Genomic DNA, 18,152 nt, shown 5'->3' on the forward strand with positions numbered 1-18,152 from the left:
AGGTCGGGCCGGGGACCTCAGGCGCCCAGGCCGGCCGACTTGAGCCAGGCCTTGGCGACGTCCAGCGGGTCCTTGCTCTCCAACTGCACCTGGGAGTCGAGGTCGAGCAGGGTCTTGGTGTCGAGCTTGGCGGAGACGGCGTTGAGCGCGGCGACGCCCTCCTGGGAGAGCCCGCTCTTGTAGACCAGCGGCGTCACGTTCGCGAATCCGAAGAGGTTCTTCGGGTCCTGGAGGACGACGAACTTCTCCTTGACGATCGTCGGGTCCGTGGTGAAGAGGTCCGCGGCCTGCACGGTGTTCTTCTTCAGCGCGGCCTGGGTGAGCGGGCCGCCGGCGTCGAGGGCCTTGAAGGACTTGAACGTCAGCCCGTACTCCGACTTCAGACCGAGCAGGCCCTGCTGGCGGGTCTGGAACTCGGGCGAACCGCCGAGGACCAGCTCCGGCGCGACGTCCTTGAGGTCGGCGAGCGTGGACGTGGCCGTGAGGTTGTACTTCTTCGCGGTCTCCGCGTTGAGCGTGACGGAGTCCTTGTCCTCGGCGGGCGACGACTCGAGCAGCGTCAGCTTGGAGTCGAGCTTGGCCTTCGCCGCGGCGTTCACGGTCGCGAGCGAGGTCTGCGTGGCCTTGGCGTCCAGGTAGGCCAGCAGCGAGCCGTTGTACTCCGGCAGGACGGTGATGGAACCGTTCTTCAGCAGACCGTAGGTGGTCTCGCGGCTGCCGATGTTGGGCTTGTAGGACACCTTGATGCCCTTGGCCTTCAGGGCCTCGCCGTAGATGTCGGCGAGCAGGATGCTCTCGGCGAAGTTGTTGGAACCGACGATCACCGTGTCGCCGGCCGCCTTGTCGCCGGCGAGCGGGTTGTCGGAGCTGTCGGACGAGGAGGAACACCCCGCCAGCAGGGTTGTCATCGCGGCGAGGGCGACGACCGCCGCACCGGGGTGGTTCCTGATGGACCTGCTGCTGCGCGAGTTGGAAGTCACTGTTCCCGTTCCGGGCTGTGGGGTCGATAAGAGCTCAAACACTGTGGCCTGATCCAATCCACCGGCTTCTTGGTCAGTCAAGAGCAGCCGGGTTACCGATTGGCTTCGATCCGTGATCACTTGCATTCGGATCGCGTTCGGATCGCGTCCGGATCGGGAGACCACCTGTGTACCCCTCCCGAGGCCCCCGGAAGGCCGTAGTACACGGCTTCGTAATGGATTCTTGACGTAGGGCCGCGCTGTCGGCCGTTCGAATAGACGGTAGTGTCGCCAAAGTTGGCGTCAGCCACAGCAGTCGGCGTCGGCCACAGCGGTGTGCGGGGGTCGCCTTCGTATCGATCACAGTCGATTCACATTCGGATCACATTCGGACACGCGCGTGCGGCAGGTCGGCACGCACCACCCCTTGCACGCCTGCAACACCCCCTTGAAGGAGGCCCGGTGTCCACGAAAGAGGTGGACGCGCCCGCCCGGTCGGCATCCTCGGCACCGCCGTCGTCCGTGCGCCGGGGACTGCGGGGTTTCGCCGACCGGTGGCCCTTCCAGCGCAAGCTGAACGTACTCGTCGGCATCCCGCTGACGGTGATCGCCCTGCTGCTGACGTATCTCATCGTCGACCTGGTGCAGGAGTCCGACCGCGCGGAGGAGACCGCCCAACTGGTGCGCGACAGCACCCAGGTCGCCCAGCTCGTCGCCGACCTTCAGAACGAGCACCAGCAGGCGATCCTGCTCTCCGTGCGGCACGAGGCGTCGTTCGACGGCGGCACCCCCTCCACCGACGGCTACCGGCAGGCGCAGGCCACCGTGGACGCGCAGGTGCAGAAGGTGATCGAGGCCTTCGGCGACCGGCTGCCGGGCACCGAGGCGCAGGCGCTGCGGGAGGTCCAGGGCCTGACCGGCCTGCGGGCCACCATCGAGCAGAGTTATCTGCCCGCCGACAACATCGACCCCGCGTACTCGGGTGCGGCCGACGGCCTCATCGACAGCCTGGGACTGGAGCGCAACTCCGCCCTCGCCACCACCTTCACCGGCAACCTCCTCGACTCGCTGCTGCGCGCCGACGCCGCGCACGGCGCGTACGAGACCGGCGTGTTCTCCGCGCGCACCGGTGACAGCAACGCGCTCATCGAGTTCACCGGCGCGGTCGGCTCGTACGCGATGTTCACCTACCAGGCCGAGCGGTTCGAGCGGTTCGCCACCCCGGCGCAGGCCGACGAGTTCGGCGGCATCGAACACAACTCCTCGCAGGCCTCGATCGGCAAGCACTACGCCGAACTGGCCGTGGATCCCAGCGCGTTGCAGGCCGAGTCGCAGAGCGAGATCCGTACGTCGTTCCGGACGGCCCTGTCCTCCTACCCCGACTACAGCGCGCAGGCCGAGATCCGTCTGAAGATCACCGCGTCGCTCATCGACCAGATCGCCGACCGGGCCGACCACGCCGCGTCCAGCGCCCAGTGGCGCGCGGGCCTGCTGCTGACCCTGGCGCTGCTCTGCTTCGCCCTGTGGATCGCCTTCTCGATCCTGGTCCGGCGTTCCGTGGTGCGCCCGGTGCTGGCGCTGACCGGGGCCGCCCAGGAGGTCGCCGACGTCGCGGGCCGCGAGCTGGCCCGGGTCGCCGACGACGACGCCGAGGAGTCGGGCCCGCCGCTGCTGCGCGCGCTGCCGGTCACCGCGGACGACGAGATCGGTGAACTCGCCGAGGCCTTCAACAACGTGCAGACCACCGCGGCCGCGCTGCTGGAGCGCCAGGTGCTCAGCCGGCGCAACGTCGCCGAGATGTTCGGCAACGTCGGCCGCCGCGTCAGCAACCTGACGACCCGTCAACTCGCGCTGATCGACGCGGTGGAGCGCGGCGAGACCGATCCGGCGCTGCTGGAGCGCCTCTACTCCATCGACCACATCGCGGTCCGGCTGCGGCGCAACGCCGACAGCCTGATGCTGCTGGCCGGCATCCGCGAGACCGTCCTGGACTCCGGTCCGACCGCGCTCACCAACGTCGTACGCGCCGCGCTCGGCCAGATCGAGGGCTTCCAGCGGGTACGGCTGCGGGCCGCGACCGAGGCCATGGTGGAGCCCGACATCATCGGCGACCTGACGCTGATGATCGCCGAACTCCTGGAGAACGCCGTGTCGTTCTCGCCGGAGGGCAGCCCCGTCGAGGTCGTGGTCGGCACCGACCACGACGGCGCGTCGATCACCGTCGCCGACCACGGTCTGGGCATGAGCGCCGAGCGCCTCGCCGAGGAGAACGCGCGTCTGGTGCGCCGCGAACGCCTCGACGTCGTCCCGACGAAGGTGCTCGGCCTGTTCGTCGTCGGCGCGCTGGCCCGCCGCTGGGACGTCGACGTCACCCTGACCCGTACCCCCGGCGGCGGTGTGACGGCCGAGGTGCTGATCCCGTCGACGCTGCTCCTCACGATGAGCGAGCTGGACCCGGCCGACAAACCCGCCCTCACCGGCGCCCCGTCGACCCCCGCGGCCGGCCCCGCCCCGGCCGCCTCGGTCCCGTCCTGGGCCACGACCGACGACGACCCGACCACGCTCCCCCGCCGGGTCCCCCGCCGCGACCCGTCACCGGCCGGGCAGCCGGAGCCCCCGCGCACCCCGGCGCCCGTCACCGAGCACCCGCCGTACGAGCCCGCCCCGGCCGCGACGACCGCCACCCCGGCCGGTACGTCCGCCCCGGACACCCACACCCGCCCGACCGAGCCCCAGCCCGACACCGCCACGGCCCCGGACCCGACACACCTCGCCCGAACGGCCGGCCTCGAAAGCAGCCCCGTTCGCCCGGCAGACAGCCCCGAGGCCCCGGCCCCCGTCGGGCCCGACGGTGCCCGGCCGCTGCGGCGGCGGGTGCGCGGAGCGACGTTGCGGACGACCGTCGACGCCGCCGCCGCGCTACAGACCGCGCGGCAGGCCGCCCGTCCCGCCGACGCGGACGCCGTGCGCAGTGAGCTGGAGGAGTTCGAGGCGGCCGTGGCCCGCGCGCACCGGGACACCGGTGAGCACCCCGTCCCCACCGAGGCCCTGATCGCCCTGCGCGGCGACCACCGGACAGCGCCGTCCGACCCGATCGACGTCCGGGGCACAATGCACCACCAGAACCACCAGAACCACCTTCCGGAAGGAGCCGAGCAGTGAGCACGTCGACAGGTGAGACTCCCACCGGAGACGCCAAGCCGACCGATCTGCGGGCCGCCGCAGCCGACTTCACCTGGCTGCTCAACCGTTTCGCCACCGAGACCGCGGGGGTCGTGGACGCCATCGCGGTGTCCTCCGACGGGCTGCTGATCGCCGTGTCGGAGCTGCGCGAGCACGCCGACTCGGAGCGGCTGGCGGCGATCGTCTCGGGCATCACGAGCCTGGCCGCGGGCGCCTCCGGCAACTACGGTCTGGGCAGCCTGAACAAGGTCATCATCGACCTGGAGGGCGGCCATGTCCTGGTCTCCGCGATCGGCAGCGGCGCCGTCCTCGGCGTGGTCACCGACAAGGAGGCCAAGCTGGGCAACATCGCCTACGAGATGACGGTGTTCGCCAACCGCGCCGGCACCGCGCTCAGCCCGCAGCTCGTCCTGGAACTGAAGAACAGCGTCGGCGTCACGCGTACGCGCTGACCCGCGTGCCACCGGAGAGAGAGCGAACACCGATGGCGGACGGCCGCACACCGGAGGGCGAGGGCGAGGACGGCGTCGTACCCGTCGGCCCCGCCCCCGCCGTCCGGCCCTTCCTGGTCACCGCCGGCCGGGTGGCGGGCGCCGGTGAGGCGTCGTCCGGCCGGACGATGCCCGTGGAGACCCAGTTGGTGGCCACCACCGACGGGCTCGACGTACTCGACCGGCTCGCCTTCGAACAGCACGACATCGTCGCCGCCTGCCGGGTCCCGCAGTCCATCGCGGAGATCGCGGCCCGGCTGCGGCTGCACCTCAACGTGGTGCGGGTCCTCGCCGAGGACCTGCGGACGGCGGGGCAGCTCTCGGTGCACGTGCCCGACTCCGGCGTCACCCACGACGCATCCGTTCTGCGCAGGCTTATCGATGGCCTGCGGGCCATCCCCGACTCCCGGGGGGTACTTCCGTGACACCGACCGAACCACTGGTCCGCACCTCCGCCGACCGGGGCACCGTCCGACCGCCGCTGCCGGTGAAACTGGTCATCGCGGGCGGCTTCGGCGTGGGCAAGACCACCGCCGTCGGCTCGATCTCCGAGATCGCGCCGCTCACCACCGAGGCCGCCATCACCGAGGTCGCGGCGGGGGTGGACGACCTCAGCCACACCCCGCGCAAGACGACCACGACGGTCGCGATGGACTTCGGCTGCATCACCATCGACCCGACCCTGAAGCTGTACCTGTTCGGCACGCCCGGGCAGGAGCGGTTCGGGTTCATGTGGGACGACATCGTGGAGGGCGCGATCGGCGGGCTGGTCATCGTCGACACGCGCCGACTGGACGACTGCTACGCCGCCGTCGACTACTTCGAGCACAAGCAGATCCCGTTCGCCGTCGCCGTGAACGCCTTCGACGGCCAGGTCGCGCACACCCTGGACGAGGTCCGCTGGGCCCTCGACGTGTCGGAGGGCGTCCCGCTGCTGGTCTTCGACGCCCGCGAGCGCGGCTCGGTACGCGACGCCCTGCTCGTCGTCCTGGAACAGGCACTGGCCCGCTCGGAAGGCTGACAGGGCACATCCGTCCACGACTGGAGTCGGCCCTGCCCGCCCGGACCCTCGACGGCGTCGCCTCGCTCGCCCTGCCGGGCAGGCTGTTCGAGGTCGACGCCGTGGCCGTACGGCCCTCCCCCAAGGGCCAGTCGGTCCAGGCTAGTTGGTCCTGCGTACCCCGGGTGAGACGGCCGTCTTGCTCGCCGCCCAGAACAGGGCGAGGGTTCCGAGGGCCAGGCCGGCGACCAGGGTGGCGCCGCCGACGACCTTCTCGTAGTCGTGCTGGTAAAGGCCGTCGACGATGTAGCGGCCGAGGCCGCCGAGGCTGACGTAGGCGGCGATGGTGGCCGTCGAGACGATCTGGATGGCCGCCGAGCGCAGGCCGCCGAGGATCAGCGGGAGCGCCACGGGCAGTTCGACGCGCAGCAGGACGTCGGACTCGCGCATGCCCATGCCCCGGGCCGCGTCCACCGGGGACGGGTCGACGGAGCGCATCGCCTCGTAGGTGGTGACCAGGATCGGCGGTACGGCGAGGACGACCAGCGGGATCATCACGGGCAGCATGCCGAAGCCGAGCGCGATGGTCGCGACCACCAGCAGGCCGAAGGTGGGCAGCGCGCGGCCGGCCGTGGCGACCAGCGAGAGGACGTTCCCGCCGCGCCCGAAGTGGCCGGTGACCAGGCCGATCGGCAGGCCGATCAGGGCGGCGAGGGCCAGCGCCTCCACGGAGTACTGGACGTGTTCCCACAGCCGGGTGGGGATCCCGTCGTAGCCGTGCCAGTGCGCGCTGTCGCTGAAGAAGGCGTTGACGAAGTTGAGTACGTTCACCGGGCTGCGTCCTCCAGGGCGGGCACGGCCGGTTCGGTCCGCACTACGGTGCCGGTGGCCTTGGACTTTCCGGCGCGCGTGGCGCTCGGCATCCAGGGGGTGAGCAGGATGCGTACGACGACCAGCAGGGCGTCCGCGAGGACCGCGAGGGCGGCGCTGGTGAGCACGGAGTTCCAGGCGAGTTCCGGCCGGTTGTAGATCTGCGCGTCGTGCAGCAGGTTGCCGAGCGCGCCCTGGTTGCCGATCAGCATGCCGACGCTGACGAGGCTGATGCTCGACACGGTCGCCACCCGCAGACCGGCGATGATGGCGGGCACCGCGATCGGCAACTGGACCTGGAGATAACGGCGTACGGGTCCGAAGCCCATGGCGGTCGCGGCGGCGAGGGTCTCCTGCGGGACCGAGCGGACGCCGTCGACGATCGCCGGGACGAGCACGACGAGGCTGTAGATCGTGAGCGGGATCATCACGGTCAGTTCGGTCTGGCCCGTGTAGTCGATGAGGACGACGAAGAAGGCCAGCGACGGGATGGCGTAGAGCACGGTCGTCACCCACAGCACCGGCGGGTACAACCAGCGCAGCCGCACGCACAGTTGGGCCAGCGGAAGGGCGAGCAGCAGCCCGCCGAGCACCGGCAGCAGGGCCTCGCGCAGGTGCAGCCCGATCAGGCCGAGCCAGTCGTGCTGGAGGTCGCTGGGGATGTCGAAGAAGCGGTTCACCGGATGACCTTCTGCGCGGCTGCCGCGATCTCCGGGGCGGCCTGCGGCTGCTCGCGTCCGGCCGCGTGGGCGCCGCGGATGGCGTCGCCGATGACGCTCTGCGAGACGACTCCGGCGGCCCGGCCCTCGGCGTCCACGGCGACCGCCCAGCCGGTGGGCGACAGGACGGCGCAGTCGAGCGCGGCGCGCAGCGAGTCGCGGCCGGCGACGAACGGCCGTCCGTACGGCAGCAGTTGGCCGGCGTCGACCTGTCCGGCGGTGAGCCCGGCGGGCTCGCTCCAGCCGAGCGGGCGGCCGTCCAGCGCGGTGACGAGGAGGTAGGGGGCGTCGGCCGCGGCGCGGGCGAGCTGCTCGGCGGTGGCGTCGATCGCGACGATCGGGGCGGTGAGCAGGTCCAGTCCGGCGGAGGAGAAGAACGACAGGCGCCGGATGCCTCGGTCGGCGCCGAGGAAGTCCTCGACGAACGCGTCGGCCGGGTCGGACAACAGCTCGGCGGGCGGAGCGAATTGGGCGAGCCGCCCGCCGGTGCGCAGCACGGCGACCATCGTGCCGAGCTTGACGGCCTCGTCGATGTCATGCGTGACGAAGACGATCGTCTTGCCCAACTCCTCCTGGATGCGCAGGAGTTCCTCTTGCAGACCCTTGCGGACGACGGGGTCGACGGCGGAGAAGGGCTCGTCCATGAGCAGCACGGGCGGGTCGGCGGCGAGCGCCCGTGCCACGCCGACGCGCTGCTGCTGGCCGCCGGAGAGCTGGTAGGGGTAGCGCTTGGCGAACGAGGCGTCGAGGCCGACGCGTTCCATCAGTTCGCGGGCACGGGCGCGGGCCTTGTCCTTGTTCCAGCCGAGCATCCGGGGCACGGTGGCGATGTTGTCGACGATCGTGCGGTGCTGGAAGAGTCCGGCGTTCTGGATGACGTAGCCCATGGACCGGCGCAGGGTGTTGACCGGCTGCTGGCGGCTGTCGACGCCGTCGATGAGGATCGTGCCCTCGCTGGGCTCGACCATCCGGTTGATCATCCGCAGGGTGGTCGTCTTGCCGCAGCCGGAGGGTCCGACGAGGACCGTGATCGCGCGGTCCGGTATGTCGAGGGAGAGCCGGTCGACCGCCACCGTGCCGTCCGGGTATCGCTTGGTGACTGAATCTATCCGTATCAAAGCGCCGAATACCCTTCGGGTCTGGCATGTTCTGCCCGCACTCGACCACGCGTTTTCGGGTCGTTGCGGGTTGAGTCTAGACGGCTCGTGTGGCGGGCGTTTTGCGGGGAGCGGCCGAACTTCGCCCTGCGTTTCTCCCGTTACATCTGTGCCCGAGCTGTGAGTCCGCTGATTCTCACCCTTCCCTCAGGGTCGGCTCAGAGATCCCCCAGACACGGCCTCGATCGTCATGGCCATGAACGAAACGAACGCGGGAGGCGTCCGGCAGCGGTCGGTCGAGATCGTGGTGCCGGTCTACAACGAGGCACACGTCCTCGCTGACAGCATCGGCCGCCTCCACGCACACCTCGAAGAGTCCTTCCCGTTCCCGTTCCGCATCACGGTCGCGGACAACGCCAGCACGGACGACACCTGGTACGTGGCGACCGACCTGACTCTGCGCCTGCCGCACGTGCACGCCGTGCGGCTGGAGCAGAAGGGCCGGGGGCGCGCCCTCAACCACGTGTGGAGCCGGTCGGACGCCGACGTCGTCGCCTACATGGACGTGGACCTCTCCACCGGCCTGGAGGCGTTCCTGCCGCTGGTCGCCCCGCTGCTGTCCGGCCACAGCGACCTGGCGATCGGCAGCCGGCTGCACCGCCAGGCGGCCGTGGTCCGGGGCACGAAGCGGGAGTTCGTCTCCCGCTCCTACAACCTGCTGCTGAAGGCGGGGCTCGGCGCCCGCTTCTCGGACGCGCAGTGCGGCTTCAAGGCCGTACGCACCGACGTCTTCCGGGCGCTCGCCCCGCACATCGAGGACACCGCCTGGTTCTTCGACACCGAACTCCTGGTCCTGGCCCAGCGCAACAGGCTCCGCGTCCACGAGGTGCCGGTCGACTGGACCGACGACCCCGACAGCCGCGTCGACATCGTCCGCACGGCCGTCGACGACCTCAAGGGCATGGGCCGCATGCTCCGCGCCACTCTCACCGGCCGCACCCGCGTCCCCGCCGTACCCCGCCGCACGAGCACCCCGCAGGTGCCCGCCGCGCGCACCTCCCCCGCCGTCCAGCCCACCGGGGCGACCACCCACCTGGAGTACGCGTCATGACGACCCTCGCCCCGCCGCCCGCCCCCGCCCGGGAGGACGGCTCCCACCGCCGGACCACCCCGCCCGGCGACGGCGGACTCGCCGCCCGCGCCCGGCACCTGTTCACCGGCGCCCCCGACGACCCGCGCTGGGCCCGCCCGACCCTCTGGGCGATCCTCGTCCTGGCCACGGCCCTGTACGCCTGGAACCTCACCTCGATCAGCGGCAACACCTTCTACAACGCGGCCGTCTACAGCGGCACCAAGAGCTGGAAGGCGTTCTTCTTCGGGGCTCTGGACTCGGGCAGCTTCATCACGGTCGACAAACCGCCGTTCGCCCTGTGGGTGATGGGCCTGTCCGCCCGTGCCTTCGGATACGGCACCTGGCAGTTGACGCTGCCGATGATCGCCGTCGGAACCGGTTCCGTCGCACTGCTGTACCGGCTGGTCAAGCGGGACTTCGGCGCGGTCGCCGCGACGATCGCCGCGCTTGCCCTGACCCTCACCCCGATCACGGTCGCCATCACCCGGGACACCAACCCCGACCCGATCCTCGTCTTCCTGATGCTGCTCGGCGCGGCCGCCCTGCTGAAGGCCGTCCGCACGGGCCGGCTGATGCCGATGGTGTGGTCCGGCGTCGCCATCGGTTTCGCGTTCAACACGAAGATGATGCAGGCGTACGTCGTCCTGCCCGCGTTCTTCCTGGTGTACCTGTGGGCCGCGAACGCCTCCCTCGGCCGCCGGATCCGCAACCTGGCCGTCGGCACGGTCGCGCTGGTCGTCTCCAGCGCCTGGTGGATGGTGGTCGTCGACCTGATCCCGGCCTCCTCCCGCCCCTACATCGGCGGTTCGACCGACAACACGGTCTGGGACCTGGTCATCGGCTACAACGGCTTCGGCCGGATCTTCGGGGCGAGCTCGTCGGTGGGCTCGCAGGGCAACGGCGCGAGCTTCGGCGGCGACGCGGGCCTGTACCGGATGTTCAACGAGATCATGGGCGGCCAGATCTCCTGGCTGATCCCGTTCGCGGCGATCGCGCTGGCCGGCGGCCTGGTGCTGCGCGGCCGGACCCCGCGCACCGACGCCAAGCGCGCCGCGCTGATGCTGTGGGGCGGCTGGTTCGTCCTGCACTACCTGACCTTCGCCCTCGCCGAGGGCACCTTCCACCCGTACTACGTCACCGCCATGGCTCCCGGCATCGCGGCCGTGGCCGGCGCGGGCGGCGTCATGCTCTACGACGCCTTCCGGGGCGGCTCGGCGGCGAAGTGGGGTTGGGTGCTGCCGAGCGCGATCGCGGCCAGCTCGGTGTGGGCGGTCGTCCTGCTCCAGCGGGTGTCCGGTTCCGGGACGCTGTACACGGTCGCCGAGGTCGTGGCCGGTGTCGCCGGGGCGGCCTCGGTGATCGGGCTGCTGGTCGGCCGGTTCACGAAGCGGCAGCGCCTGATGGGCGTCGCGGCGCTGGCGGCGGTCGTCGCGCTGCTCGCCGGTCCGGCCGCCTACGCGGCCTCGGCCGCCACCTCCAGCACCAACGGCACCAACCCGACGGCCGGCCCGAACACGGGCGGCGGCATGGGCGGCATGGGCGGCGGCGGTGGCCAGCGGCCCAGCGGCACGAAGGGCGGACAGGGCACCAACTCCGGTAAGGCGCCCAGCGGTTCGGGCGGCGACCAGGAAATGGGCCAGCCCCCGTCGAACAGCGGCAGCGGCTCGACGGAGTCAGGCTCGACGGAGTCCGGGACCACGGAATCCGGCTCCACCGAGTCCGGCAGCGCCGAAGGCGGCGCCGGTGGCGGCATGGGCGGCGGCGGGACCCAGGTGTCGTCCGCGATGATCACGTACCTGAAGAAGAACCAGGACGGCGCGACCTGGCTGGTCGCGGTGGCCACCGACCAGACGGCCTCCTCGATCATCCTGGAGTCCGGTCAGCCGGTCATCTCCATGGGCGGCTGGTCCGGCAGCGACAACGCGATGACGCTCGCCAAGCTGAAGAGCCTCGTGAAGGCGGGCAAGCTGCACTACATCGTCGTCAGCGACAGCGGCCAGGGCTCCTCGAACTCCGAGATCTCGACCTGGGTCAAGGCGAACGGCACGGCCGTCTCCGACTACAGCGGCCTCTACCGCCTGGACGCCTCCGACGTCGGCTGAGAAACCCCGTACGGCAAGGACCGTACACACGAAGAGGCGGGCCCCGGTGAAACCGGCGGCCCGCCTCTCGCATGCCCGAAAGCCGCTAAGCGGCCGAAGCCGCAGCCGCCCCCGTCGCCGTCGCTGTCGCTGTCGGGAATCCGCCGGTGCGCAGTACCCGCCCGCCGGGCAGGACGGCGTACACCTCGCAGCCGTCCTGGGCCGCCGCCCAGTCGACGCCCTCCGCGCCCATGGCGAAGGCGGCCGTGGCGACGGTGTCGGCCTCGGTCAGGGTCGGGGCGACGACGGTGAGGCTGTCGAGGCCGGTGGCGGGGCGGCCGGTGCGGCCGTCGAGGATGTGCTCGCCACGCTCGTAGCGCGCGGAGGTGGCGACCGCCGCGTCGGTGAGGTCGAGGACGGCGCACAGCTTGTCGGCGATCTCCGGGTGCCGGACGCCGACCCGCCAGGGCCCGCCGGACACGACCACGTCGCCCCCGGCATTGAGGCAGAAGCGGCCGAGGCCGGCGCCGGTGAGCAGCTCCGCCGCCCGCTGCACGGACCAGCCCTTGACCACCGCGCAGGGGTCGAGGGCGCGGCCGGGCAGTCGGACGTCGAAGGCGCCGCCGGTGGCCACCCGGTACCGCTCGCAGAGGGCGAGGACCTCGACGAGGTCGGCGCTCAGCTCGCCGGCCGACAGCTCGCCCCGGCCGTACCGGGACACCTCGCTGTCGGCCTTGAACGGGCTGAACCGGGCGTCGACCTCGCGCAGCCAGGCGAACACGGCGTCCCCGGCGCCCTCCGGGACGACGGTGTCGTCGACCCGCAGGGAGACCGGGAACCCCATGACGTGTTCGACGCGGTGCACGTCAGGCGCCCTTGGCGTCGATGGCGGCCTGGAGGGACTCCTTGTAGCCGTCGCTCGTGACGGTCGCGCCGGACACGGTGTCGATGTCCGCGCTCTGCGCCGTCAGCGTCTCCGCGATCAGCTTCGGCACCGCCGCCGTCGTCTGCGGATGGTTGGGCTGCTTCAGCATCGCGACGGCCGTGATCTTGTCACCCTCGAAGGTGACCTGGACCTGCACGTCACCCTTCTCGGTGGCCACGGTCGTCCCCGCGACGGTCCGCGCGGCCGAAGCCGACGCCGAGGCCGACGCCGACGCCGACGGGGACGCCGAGGCGGCGGCCGTCCGCGCGTCGATCGCGGCCTGGAGGGACTCCCGGTAGCCGTCGCTCGTGACGGTCGCGCCGGACACGGTGTCGATGTCCGCGCTCTGCGCCGTCAGCGTCTCCGCGATCAGCTTCGGCACCGCCGCCGTCGTCTGCGGATGGTTGGGCTGCTTCAGCAGCTTCACGGCCGTGATCCTGCCGCCCGTGTAGGTCACCTGGACCTGGACGTCGCCCTTCTCCGTGGTCACGTTCGTACCGGTGAAGGTGGTCGAGCCCGAGGACCCGGCGGAGGTGGAGGACGTGGAGGGGGTCGAGACCGCCTCGGTCGTGGTGGTCGTCGTACCGGTCGACGGCTCGTAGCGCCAGACCGGGATCAGGCCCACCACGGACAGGACCAGGACAGGTATTGCTCGCTTCACGGTGTCTCTCTCATCCCGCCAGGCTGAAACGCTCGAAGTGGATCTGCGTCTTGGGCACGTCCAGCTCGCGCAGGGTGCCGAGGACCGCGGTCATCATCGGCGGCGGCCCGCACAGGAAGACGTCCCGCTCCGCGATGTCCGGCACGAGCGCGGCGAGTTCGCGCGGCGCCAGCCGGTCGGGCACCGGCGGCCCGGTGACCAGGTGCAGTTCGGCGCCCTTGGCGACGGCCAGCTCGCGCAGCTCGTCGTAGAGGACGGCGTCCCGCTCGCCGGACACCCGGTAGACGACCACCGCGTGGCCGTCGATCTCCTCGAGCAGCGCGCGGATCGGGGTGACGCCGACGCCGCCCGCGATGAGCAGGGACTCGGGGCGGGTGCGGTGCATCGCGGTGAACGCGCCGTAGGGGCCCTCGGCGAAGACGCGGGTGCCGGGCTTGATGTGGCGCAGGCCCGCCGAGCCGTCGCCGGCCGCCTTCGCGGTCAGCCGCAGCCGGGTGCCGTCGGGCGCGGCCGACAGCGAGAACGGGTTCGCCTGCCACCAGCGGTCCTTCGTCAGGAACCGCCACAGGAAGAACTGGCCGGCCCGGGCGGGCAGCTTGTCCAGGTCACGACCGGTGATGTAGACGCTGACGACGTTGTCCGCCTCGGGGACGACCGCCTCGACGCGGAGCCGGTGACGCCAGTTGCGCCACAGCGGCAGCACCGCGCGGCCCAGGAACACCGAGCCGAGGGCGACGCCCCACACGCCGTACCAGTACGCCGTGGCGGCCGGCGACGCGGTGAACGTCGTACCGACCGCGACCTGGTGGGTGAAGGCCAGCACCACGGCGACGTACGTGTACAGGTGGATGAAGTGCCAGGTCTCGTAGGCGAGCCGGCGGCGGGCCCAACGGGCCGAGACGCCGCCGATGACCAGGATGAGCACCATGGCGACGGTCGCGCGCAGCACGCCCTCGACGGTCTCGGCGAGGTCGACGAGCTGGCTCACCGGGTTCAGCGAGGAGGACTCGGCGTAGCCGAAGGTGATGAAGACCAGGTGGCCGACCAGCGTCCACAGCAGGCCGAAGCCGGTCCAGCGGTGCCAGTTGGTCAGCCGGTCCATGCCGATCCGGCGGTCCAGCCAGGGCAGCCGGGCCACCAGCAGCAACTGGAACGCCATCAGCAGCGAGCCGTACAGGCCGGCGAACCGGCCGATCACGACCAGCGCGTTGGACGCGAAGCCCGCCTGGACGGCGAAGAGGGTCACGACGGCCGCGTTCACGGCGAGCACGGCGTACAGGCCGGTGCGGGCCACTACTTTGGGACGTATCGCCGTGGGGGGCACGGGAGGCGATTGGACGGTCGTCACGGACGGAAGCTCCTAGTTCGGGTCCTCAGATCACAGAGCTTGTCCGTGCTTTGCTGTCGATTCCCTGTCGTACAACTTTCAAGATCTTATCGATCCGCGCGCGCGTGAGCCGCGGGTCTGGCGCCCGGGGCCGGGTGGCGCACTATGGGCGGGTGGAAAAAGTACGCCTCCTCGTCGTGGACGACGACCCGCCGATCGCCGATCTCGTGGCGACGGTCGCCCGCTACGAGGGATGGGACGCGGTCACCGCGAACTCGGGCGAGGAGGCGCTGCGCCGGGCCGCCGACTTCCGTCCCGACATCGTGGTGCTCGACCTGATGCTGCCCGACATCGACGGTTTCGGCGTCCTCGACCGCCTGCGCACCACCGGGACGATGGTGCCGGTGGTGTTCCTCACGGCCCGCGACGGGGTCGCCGACCGGGTCGCCGGGCTGACCCGGGGCGGCGACGACTACCTCGTGAAACCATTCGCCGTGGAGGAGCTGATGGCCCGGCTGCGGACCGTGCTGCGGCGCAGCACCGGCCCCGCCTTCCAGCGCTCCGTGCTGCGGGTGTCGGACCTCACCATGGACGAGGACACCCGCGAGGTCCGGCGCGGCGGCAAGCTGCTGACCCTCACGCCCACCGAGTACGAGGTGCTGCGCTACCTGATGCGCAAGTCCCCGACCGTGCTCACCAAGGCGCAGATCCTCGACCACGTGTGGGAGTACGGCTTCGGCGGCCGCTCCAACGTCGTCGAACTGGTCGTCAGCCGGCTGCGCCGCAAGCTCGACGCGACGGGCGACGACCCGCTGATCCAGACGGTCCGCGGTTTCGGGTACGTCATCCGGCAGGCGGCCGAGTGATCGGCAGGTGCTGGCAGTCGTACCGTCGGCTGCGGCTCGGCACCCGGCTGGCGCTGGGCCTCGGCGCGCTGTCGCTGGTGGTGTTCGCGGTCGTCGGCACGGCCCTGACGACCTATATGCGGGACTACCTGTCGGCCCAGATAACCGACCAGTTGAAGCTCGCGCAGGTGGCCCAGTCCAAGAGCATCGCGACGTCCGGCACCCTGGCGGGAAAGAAGTACTACCGCTGGTACTACGCCGTGTACGACGTGTCGAACGGCACGCCCGTGCTACGCAAGCCCGAGGACCCCGCCGACATCCCGAAGGACGTCGCCGACTTCGACGCGCTGGCCGAGGCGCAGACCGCCGCGCACACCGAACTGGTGCGCACCGACGACCTCAGCGGCGAGGGCCAGTACCGGCTGCGCGCCTGCGAGGTCGAACCGGGCCTGATCCTGGTCAGCGCCGCGCCGCTGGACAACCTCCAGGACACCGTCCGGCAGTTGATCACGATCCAGGTCGTCACCTTCGGCCTGGCGCTGCTCGCCCTCGTGGTGTTCGGCCGGGCGCTGCTGCGGCGCGGTCTGCAACCGCTCAGCGACATGGCGCACACCGCGCACGGCATCGCCTCGCACGATCTCACCGAATCGGCGTCCCGCCTCCCGCTGCGCGCGGACGCGCCGGGCGGCGGCCCCGAGGTGGAGGAGCTGCGCACGGCCTTCAACACCATGCTGGAGCACATCGACGACTCCCTCGCCGTGCGCGCGGAGGCCGAACAGCGGCTGCGCCGCTTCGTCGCCGACGCCTCGCACGAGCTGCGCACCCCGCTGATGTCGGTGCGCGGCTACGCGGACCTCTTCCAGTACGCCGCCGCCAACGCGCCCGAGGAGCGGGACAAGCACCTGGCCCGGCTGCGCGCCGAGGCCGCCCGGATGGGCGTCCTCCTCGACGACCTCCTGCTGCTGGCCCGGCTGGACGCGGCCGAGGTGGAGACACCCCTGCGGATGGAGGACGCCGACCTGGTGGAACTGGTCGAGCAGGCCGCCGACGCGTTTCGCGCGAGCCATCCCGGCCATCCGCTCACGGTGACGCCGGGCCCGGCGTCCGTACGGCTGCGCATGGACCCGCACCGCATCCGCCAGGTCCTGGACAACCTCCTCACCAACGCGGCCGTGCACACCCCGGCCGGCACCCCGGTCTCCATCGGGGTGAGCGTCTCCCCGGACACCGCGCGGGTCCAGGTCGCCGACCAGGGCCCCGGCATCCCGCCCGGCGACCGCGCCCGCGTCTTCGACCGCTTCTACCGCGTCGACAAGGCCCGCAGCCGCGACCACGGCGGCAGCGGCCTCGGCCTGTCGGTGGCCCGCTCCCTGCTCCGCGCACACGGCGGCGCGCTGGAACTGGGCGCGGGAGCGGAGGGCGAGGGCGGGAGCGAGGGCGGGGGCGCGACGGTGTTCACGGTGACACTCCCGTCGACGCCGACCCGCTGACGGCGGCGGTGGCGGTTACTGCGGTGGCGGGGACAGCTCAGACGGTGACGGCAGGGGCGCGGGAGTCGGCGACGGTACTGCGGGCCGGGTGAACCTCGGGGGGCGGCCGGGATGAACTCCTGGGGGTACGGGCAGAAATCCCACAGCCTCACCGCGCCTCCCCCCGCCCCACCACACCGCGGTCGCCCGTCCGCCCGCACTCCGTCGGCTTCCGGACACCGCACCGTCACACCGGAGGGGAACCACTCCCCCGTCCCCCTCCCCCGGCAGGCCCCACCCCGATCCGTCAAGCCGCCGCGCGCGGTCACGACGCGGAAGGACGACGTGCGCCGTGTCCCTGCTGCCCCTCGACGAACCCGCGACCCCGCCCCCGACGCCGGCCTCGCCCCCGCTCGCGGACGACCGCCCCCGCCCCCGCCCGCTGGCCTCCACCGCCACCCGCCGCGCCCTCGGCCTGCTCCCGCTGCTGCTGCTCGCCGTATGGGCGGCGGTCGACTGGCACGCCGTGCGCGACGGCGCCGCGCGGCTGGCCAGCGCCGATCCCTGGTGGCTGCTGGCAGGGCTGCTCTTCACCTACCTGGGCGCGGTCGTCGCGGCCTGTGTCCGCCAGGGCGCGGTCCCGGAGCGGCTGCCGCCGGGCCTGCTGGTGGCCTCCCAGATCGCCGCGGGCGCCGCGAACCACGTCCTGCCCGCGAGCATAGGAGCGCACGCGGTCACCCTCCGCTTCCTGCAACGCCAGGGCGTCGCCCTCCCCCGGGCCACCGCCTCGATCGCCCTGTACTCCCTGGTCAGAGCCGTGGCGAAGACGCCGGTTGTGCTGGTCTTCCTGCTCGCCGCGCCCAGCGCCGTACCCACCGCCAGGCTCCTGCCCGAGGGGCGGACGCTGTTCCTGGCCGCCGTGGGCCTGCTGCTGGCCCCCACGGCGTTCGCGGTGCTGCTGACGCTCGTCCGACCGCTGCGCCGCCCGGCCCTGGACTTCGTACGGACGGCCCTGACCGACGTCCGGCACCTGCACACCCGCCCCTCCCGCTTCCTCCCGCTGTGGGGCGGGGCGCTCGCGGCGCCGCTGGTGCAGGCGAGTGTGGTGGCCTCCGTGGGGACGGCGCTGGGCGTCCCGCTGTCCTGGGCGCAACTGCTCTTCGCCTACCTCGCGGCCAGCACCGCGGCCGGTGCCGTCCCCGCGCCGGGCGGGATCGGCCCCATGGACGCGGCCCTGATCCTCACCCTGGCCGGCTACGGCACCCCGCTGAGCCTGGCCACGGCGACGGTCATCGGCTACCGGGTGCTGACGGTCTGGCTGCCCCTGCTGCCGGGGATGCTGATCCTGTCGGCGCTGGTGCAGCGGGAGCACCTGTGAGCGGCCGTTGAGCGG

The 18,152-nt window shown here is 71.8% G+C and carries 15 protein-coding genes and 2 pseudogenes; 10 read left to right on the forward strand and 7 right to left on the reverse strand.

The genetic code is table 11. The annotated features are described in order from the left end of the window. Window positions 1-17: 17 nt before the first annotated feature. The gene (locus BMZ82_RS15795) at window positions 18-908 is read right to left on the reverse strand and encodes an ABC transporter substrate-binding protein (protein ID WP_371271230.1); all 891 of its coding nucleotides are present in this window, start codon (window positions 906-908) and stop codon (window positions 18-20) included. Between the two features lie 513 nt (window positions 909-1,421). Here BMZ82_RS15795 and BMZ82_RS15800 point away from each other — a divergent pair. The 5 genes and pseudogenes from BMZ82_RS15800 to BMZ82_RS42695 all read left to right on the forward strand — a co-directional run. After that, on the forward strand, window positions 1,422-4,121 hold the full coding sequence (locus BMZ82_RS15800) for a sensor histidine kinase (RefSeq protein ID WP_093776094.1): 2,700 nt from the start codon (window positions 1,422-1,424) through the stop codon (window positions 4,119-4,121). Further along, entirely contained in the window at window positions 4,118-4,594 is a 477-nt protein-coding gene (locus BMZ82_RS15805; RefSeq protein WP_093776096.1) for a roadblock/LC7 domain-containing protein, read from the forward strand. The genes BMZ82_RS15800 and BMZ82_RS15805 overlap by 4 nt, the downstream gene beginning before the upstream one ends. A 32-nt stretch (window positions 4,595-4,626) precedes the next feature. Next, window positions 4,627-5,065, forward strand: a pseudogene (locus BMZ82_RS15810) (DUF742 domain-containing protein); the annotation flags it as partial. Beyond that, window positions 5,055-5,654: a GTP-binding protein gene (locus BMZ82_RS15815; RefSeq protein ID WP_093776100.1), complete on the forward strand. Its 600-nt coding sequence runs from the start codon at window positions 5,055-5,057 to the stop codon at window positions 5,652-5,654. The pseudogene BMZ82_RS15810 and the gene BMZ82_RS15815, both read left to right, overlap by 11 nt. 26 nt (window positions 5,655-5,680) lie before the next feature. Further along, window positions 5,681-5,770, forward strand: a pseudogene (locus BMZ82_RS42695) (RidA family protein); the annotation flags it as partial. 25 nt (window positions 5,771-5,795) lie between these two features. Here BMZ82_RS42695 and BMZ82_RS15820 read toward each other — a convergent pair. From BMZ82_RS15820 to BMZ82_RS15830, 3 genes are read right to left on the reverse strand one after another with little or no spacing between them, the layout of a single operon-like run. Next, window positions 5,796-6,464 carry an ABC transporter permease gene (locus BMZ82_RS15820; RefSeq protein WP_093776103.1) on the reverse strand — a complete coding sequence of 223 codons (669 nt, stop codon included), beginning with the start codon at window positions 6,462-6,464 and terminating at the stop codon, window positions 5,796-5,798. Then, the gene (locus BMZ82_RS15825; RefSeq protein WP_093776105.1) at window positions 6,461-7,183 is read right to left on the reverse strand and encodes an ABC transporter permease; all 723 of its coding nucleotides are present in this window, start codon (window positions 7,181-7,183) and stop codon (window positions 6,461-6,463) included. The genes BMZ82_RS15820 and BMZ82_RS15825 overlap by 4 nt, the downstream gene beginning before the upstream one ends. Beyond that, complete coding sequence (locus BMZ82_RS15830) at window positions 7,180-8,340, reverse strand: ABC transporter ATP-binding protein (protein WP_093776107.1); 1,161 nt, start codon at window positions 8,338-8,340, stop codon at window positions 7,180-7,182. Before BMZ82_RS15830 ends, BMZ82_RS15825 begins: the two co-directional genes overlap by 4 nt. Window positions 8,341-8,575: 235 nt before the next feature. Here BMZ82_RS15830 and BMZ82_RS15835 point away from each other — a divergent pair, with 235 nt between their 5' ends. Both BMZ82_RS15835 and BMZ82_RS15840 read left to right on the forward strand, forming a co-directional pair. Further along, entirely contained in the window at window positions 8,576-9,430 is an 855-nt protein-coding gene (locus tag BMZ82_RS15835; RefSeq protein WP_093776287.1) for a dolichyl-phosphate beta-glucosyltransferase, read from the forward strand. Continuing rightward, window positions 9,427-11,553, forward strand: coding sequence for an ArnT family glycosyltransferase (locus BMZ82_RS15840; RefSeq protein WP_093776109.1), 2,127 nt, complete (start codon window positions 9,427-9,429; stop codon window positions 11,551-11,553). The genes BMZ82_RS15835 and BMZ82_RS15840 overlap by 4 nt, the downstream gene beginning before the upstream one ends. A gap of 85 nt (window positions 11,554-11,638) precedes the next feature. Here the strand turns inward: BMZ82_RS15840 and BMZ82_RS15845 are convergent, their stop codons facing one another. Genes BMZ82_RS15845 through BMZ82_RS15855 form a run of 3 tightly spaced genes read right to left on the reverse strand, consistent with a single transcriptional unit; the run spans window position 11,639 to window position 14,466 of the window. Continuing rightward, a complete protein-coding gene (locus tag BMZ82_RS15845; protein ID WP_256251932.1) occupies window positions 11,639-12,397 on the reverse strand; it encodes an FAD:protein FMN transferase in 759 nt (252 codons plus the stop codon). A 1-nt stretch (window position 12,398) separates the two neighbouring features. After that, window positions 12,399-13,118 (reverse strand): FMN-binding protein, encoded by a 720-nt coding sequence (locus BMZ82_RS15850; protein WP_093776111.1) that lies wholly within the window; start codon window positions 13,116-13,118, stop codon window positions 12,399-12,401. 10 nt (window positions 13,119-13,128) lie between these two features. Then, window positions 13,129-14,466, reverse strand: coding sequence for a ferredoxin reductase family protein (locus BMZ82_RS15855; protein WP_093776113.1), 1,338 nt, complete (start codon window positions 14,464-14,466; stop codon window positions 13,129-13,131). Between the two features lie 152 nt (window positions 14,467-14,618). On the opposite strand from BMZ82_RS15855, the gene BMZ82_RS15860 reads away from it, so the two are divergent. The 3 genes from BMZ82_RS15860 (at window position 14,619) to BMZ82_RS15870 (ending at window position 18,137) form a co-directional block, all read left to right on the forward strand. Next, complete coding sequence (locus tag BMZ82_RS15860; RefSeq protein ID WP_093776115.1) at window positions 14,619-15,311, forward strand: response regulator transcription factor; 693 nt, start codon at window positions 14,619-14,621, stop codon at window positions 15,309-15,311. Further along, window positions 15,308-16,780 carry a sensor histidine kinase gene (locus tag BMZ82_RS15865; RefSeq protein WP_093776117.1) on the forward strand — a complete coding sequence of 491 codons (1,473 nt, stop codon included), beginning with the start codon at window positions 15,308-15,310 and terminating at the stop codon, window positions 16,778-16,780. Before BMZ82_RS15860 ends, BMZ82_RS15865 begins: the two co-directional genes overlap by 4 nt. A 331-nt stretch (window positions 16,781-17,111) precedes the next feature. Further along, window positions 17,112-18,137, forward strand: coding sequence for a lysylphosphatidylglycerol synthase transmembrane domain-containing protein (locus BMZ82_RS15870; protein ID WP_093776119.1), 1,026 nt, complete (start codon window positions 17,112-17,114; stop codon window positions 18,135-18,137). Window positions 18,138-18,152 lie beyond the last annotated feature (15 nt).

The sequence above is a fragment of the Streptomyces sp. yr375 genome (assembly GCF_900110755.1).
Lineage (GTDB): Bacteria > Actinomycetota > Actinomycetes > Streptomycetales > Streptomycetaceae > Streptomyces.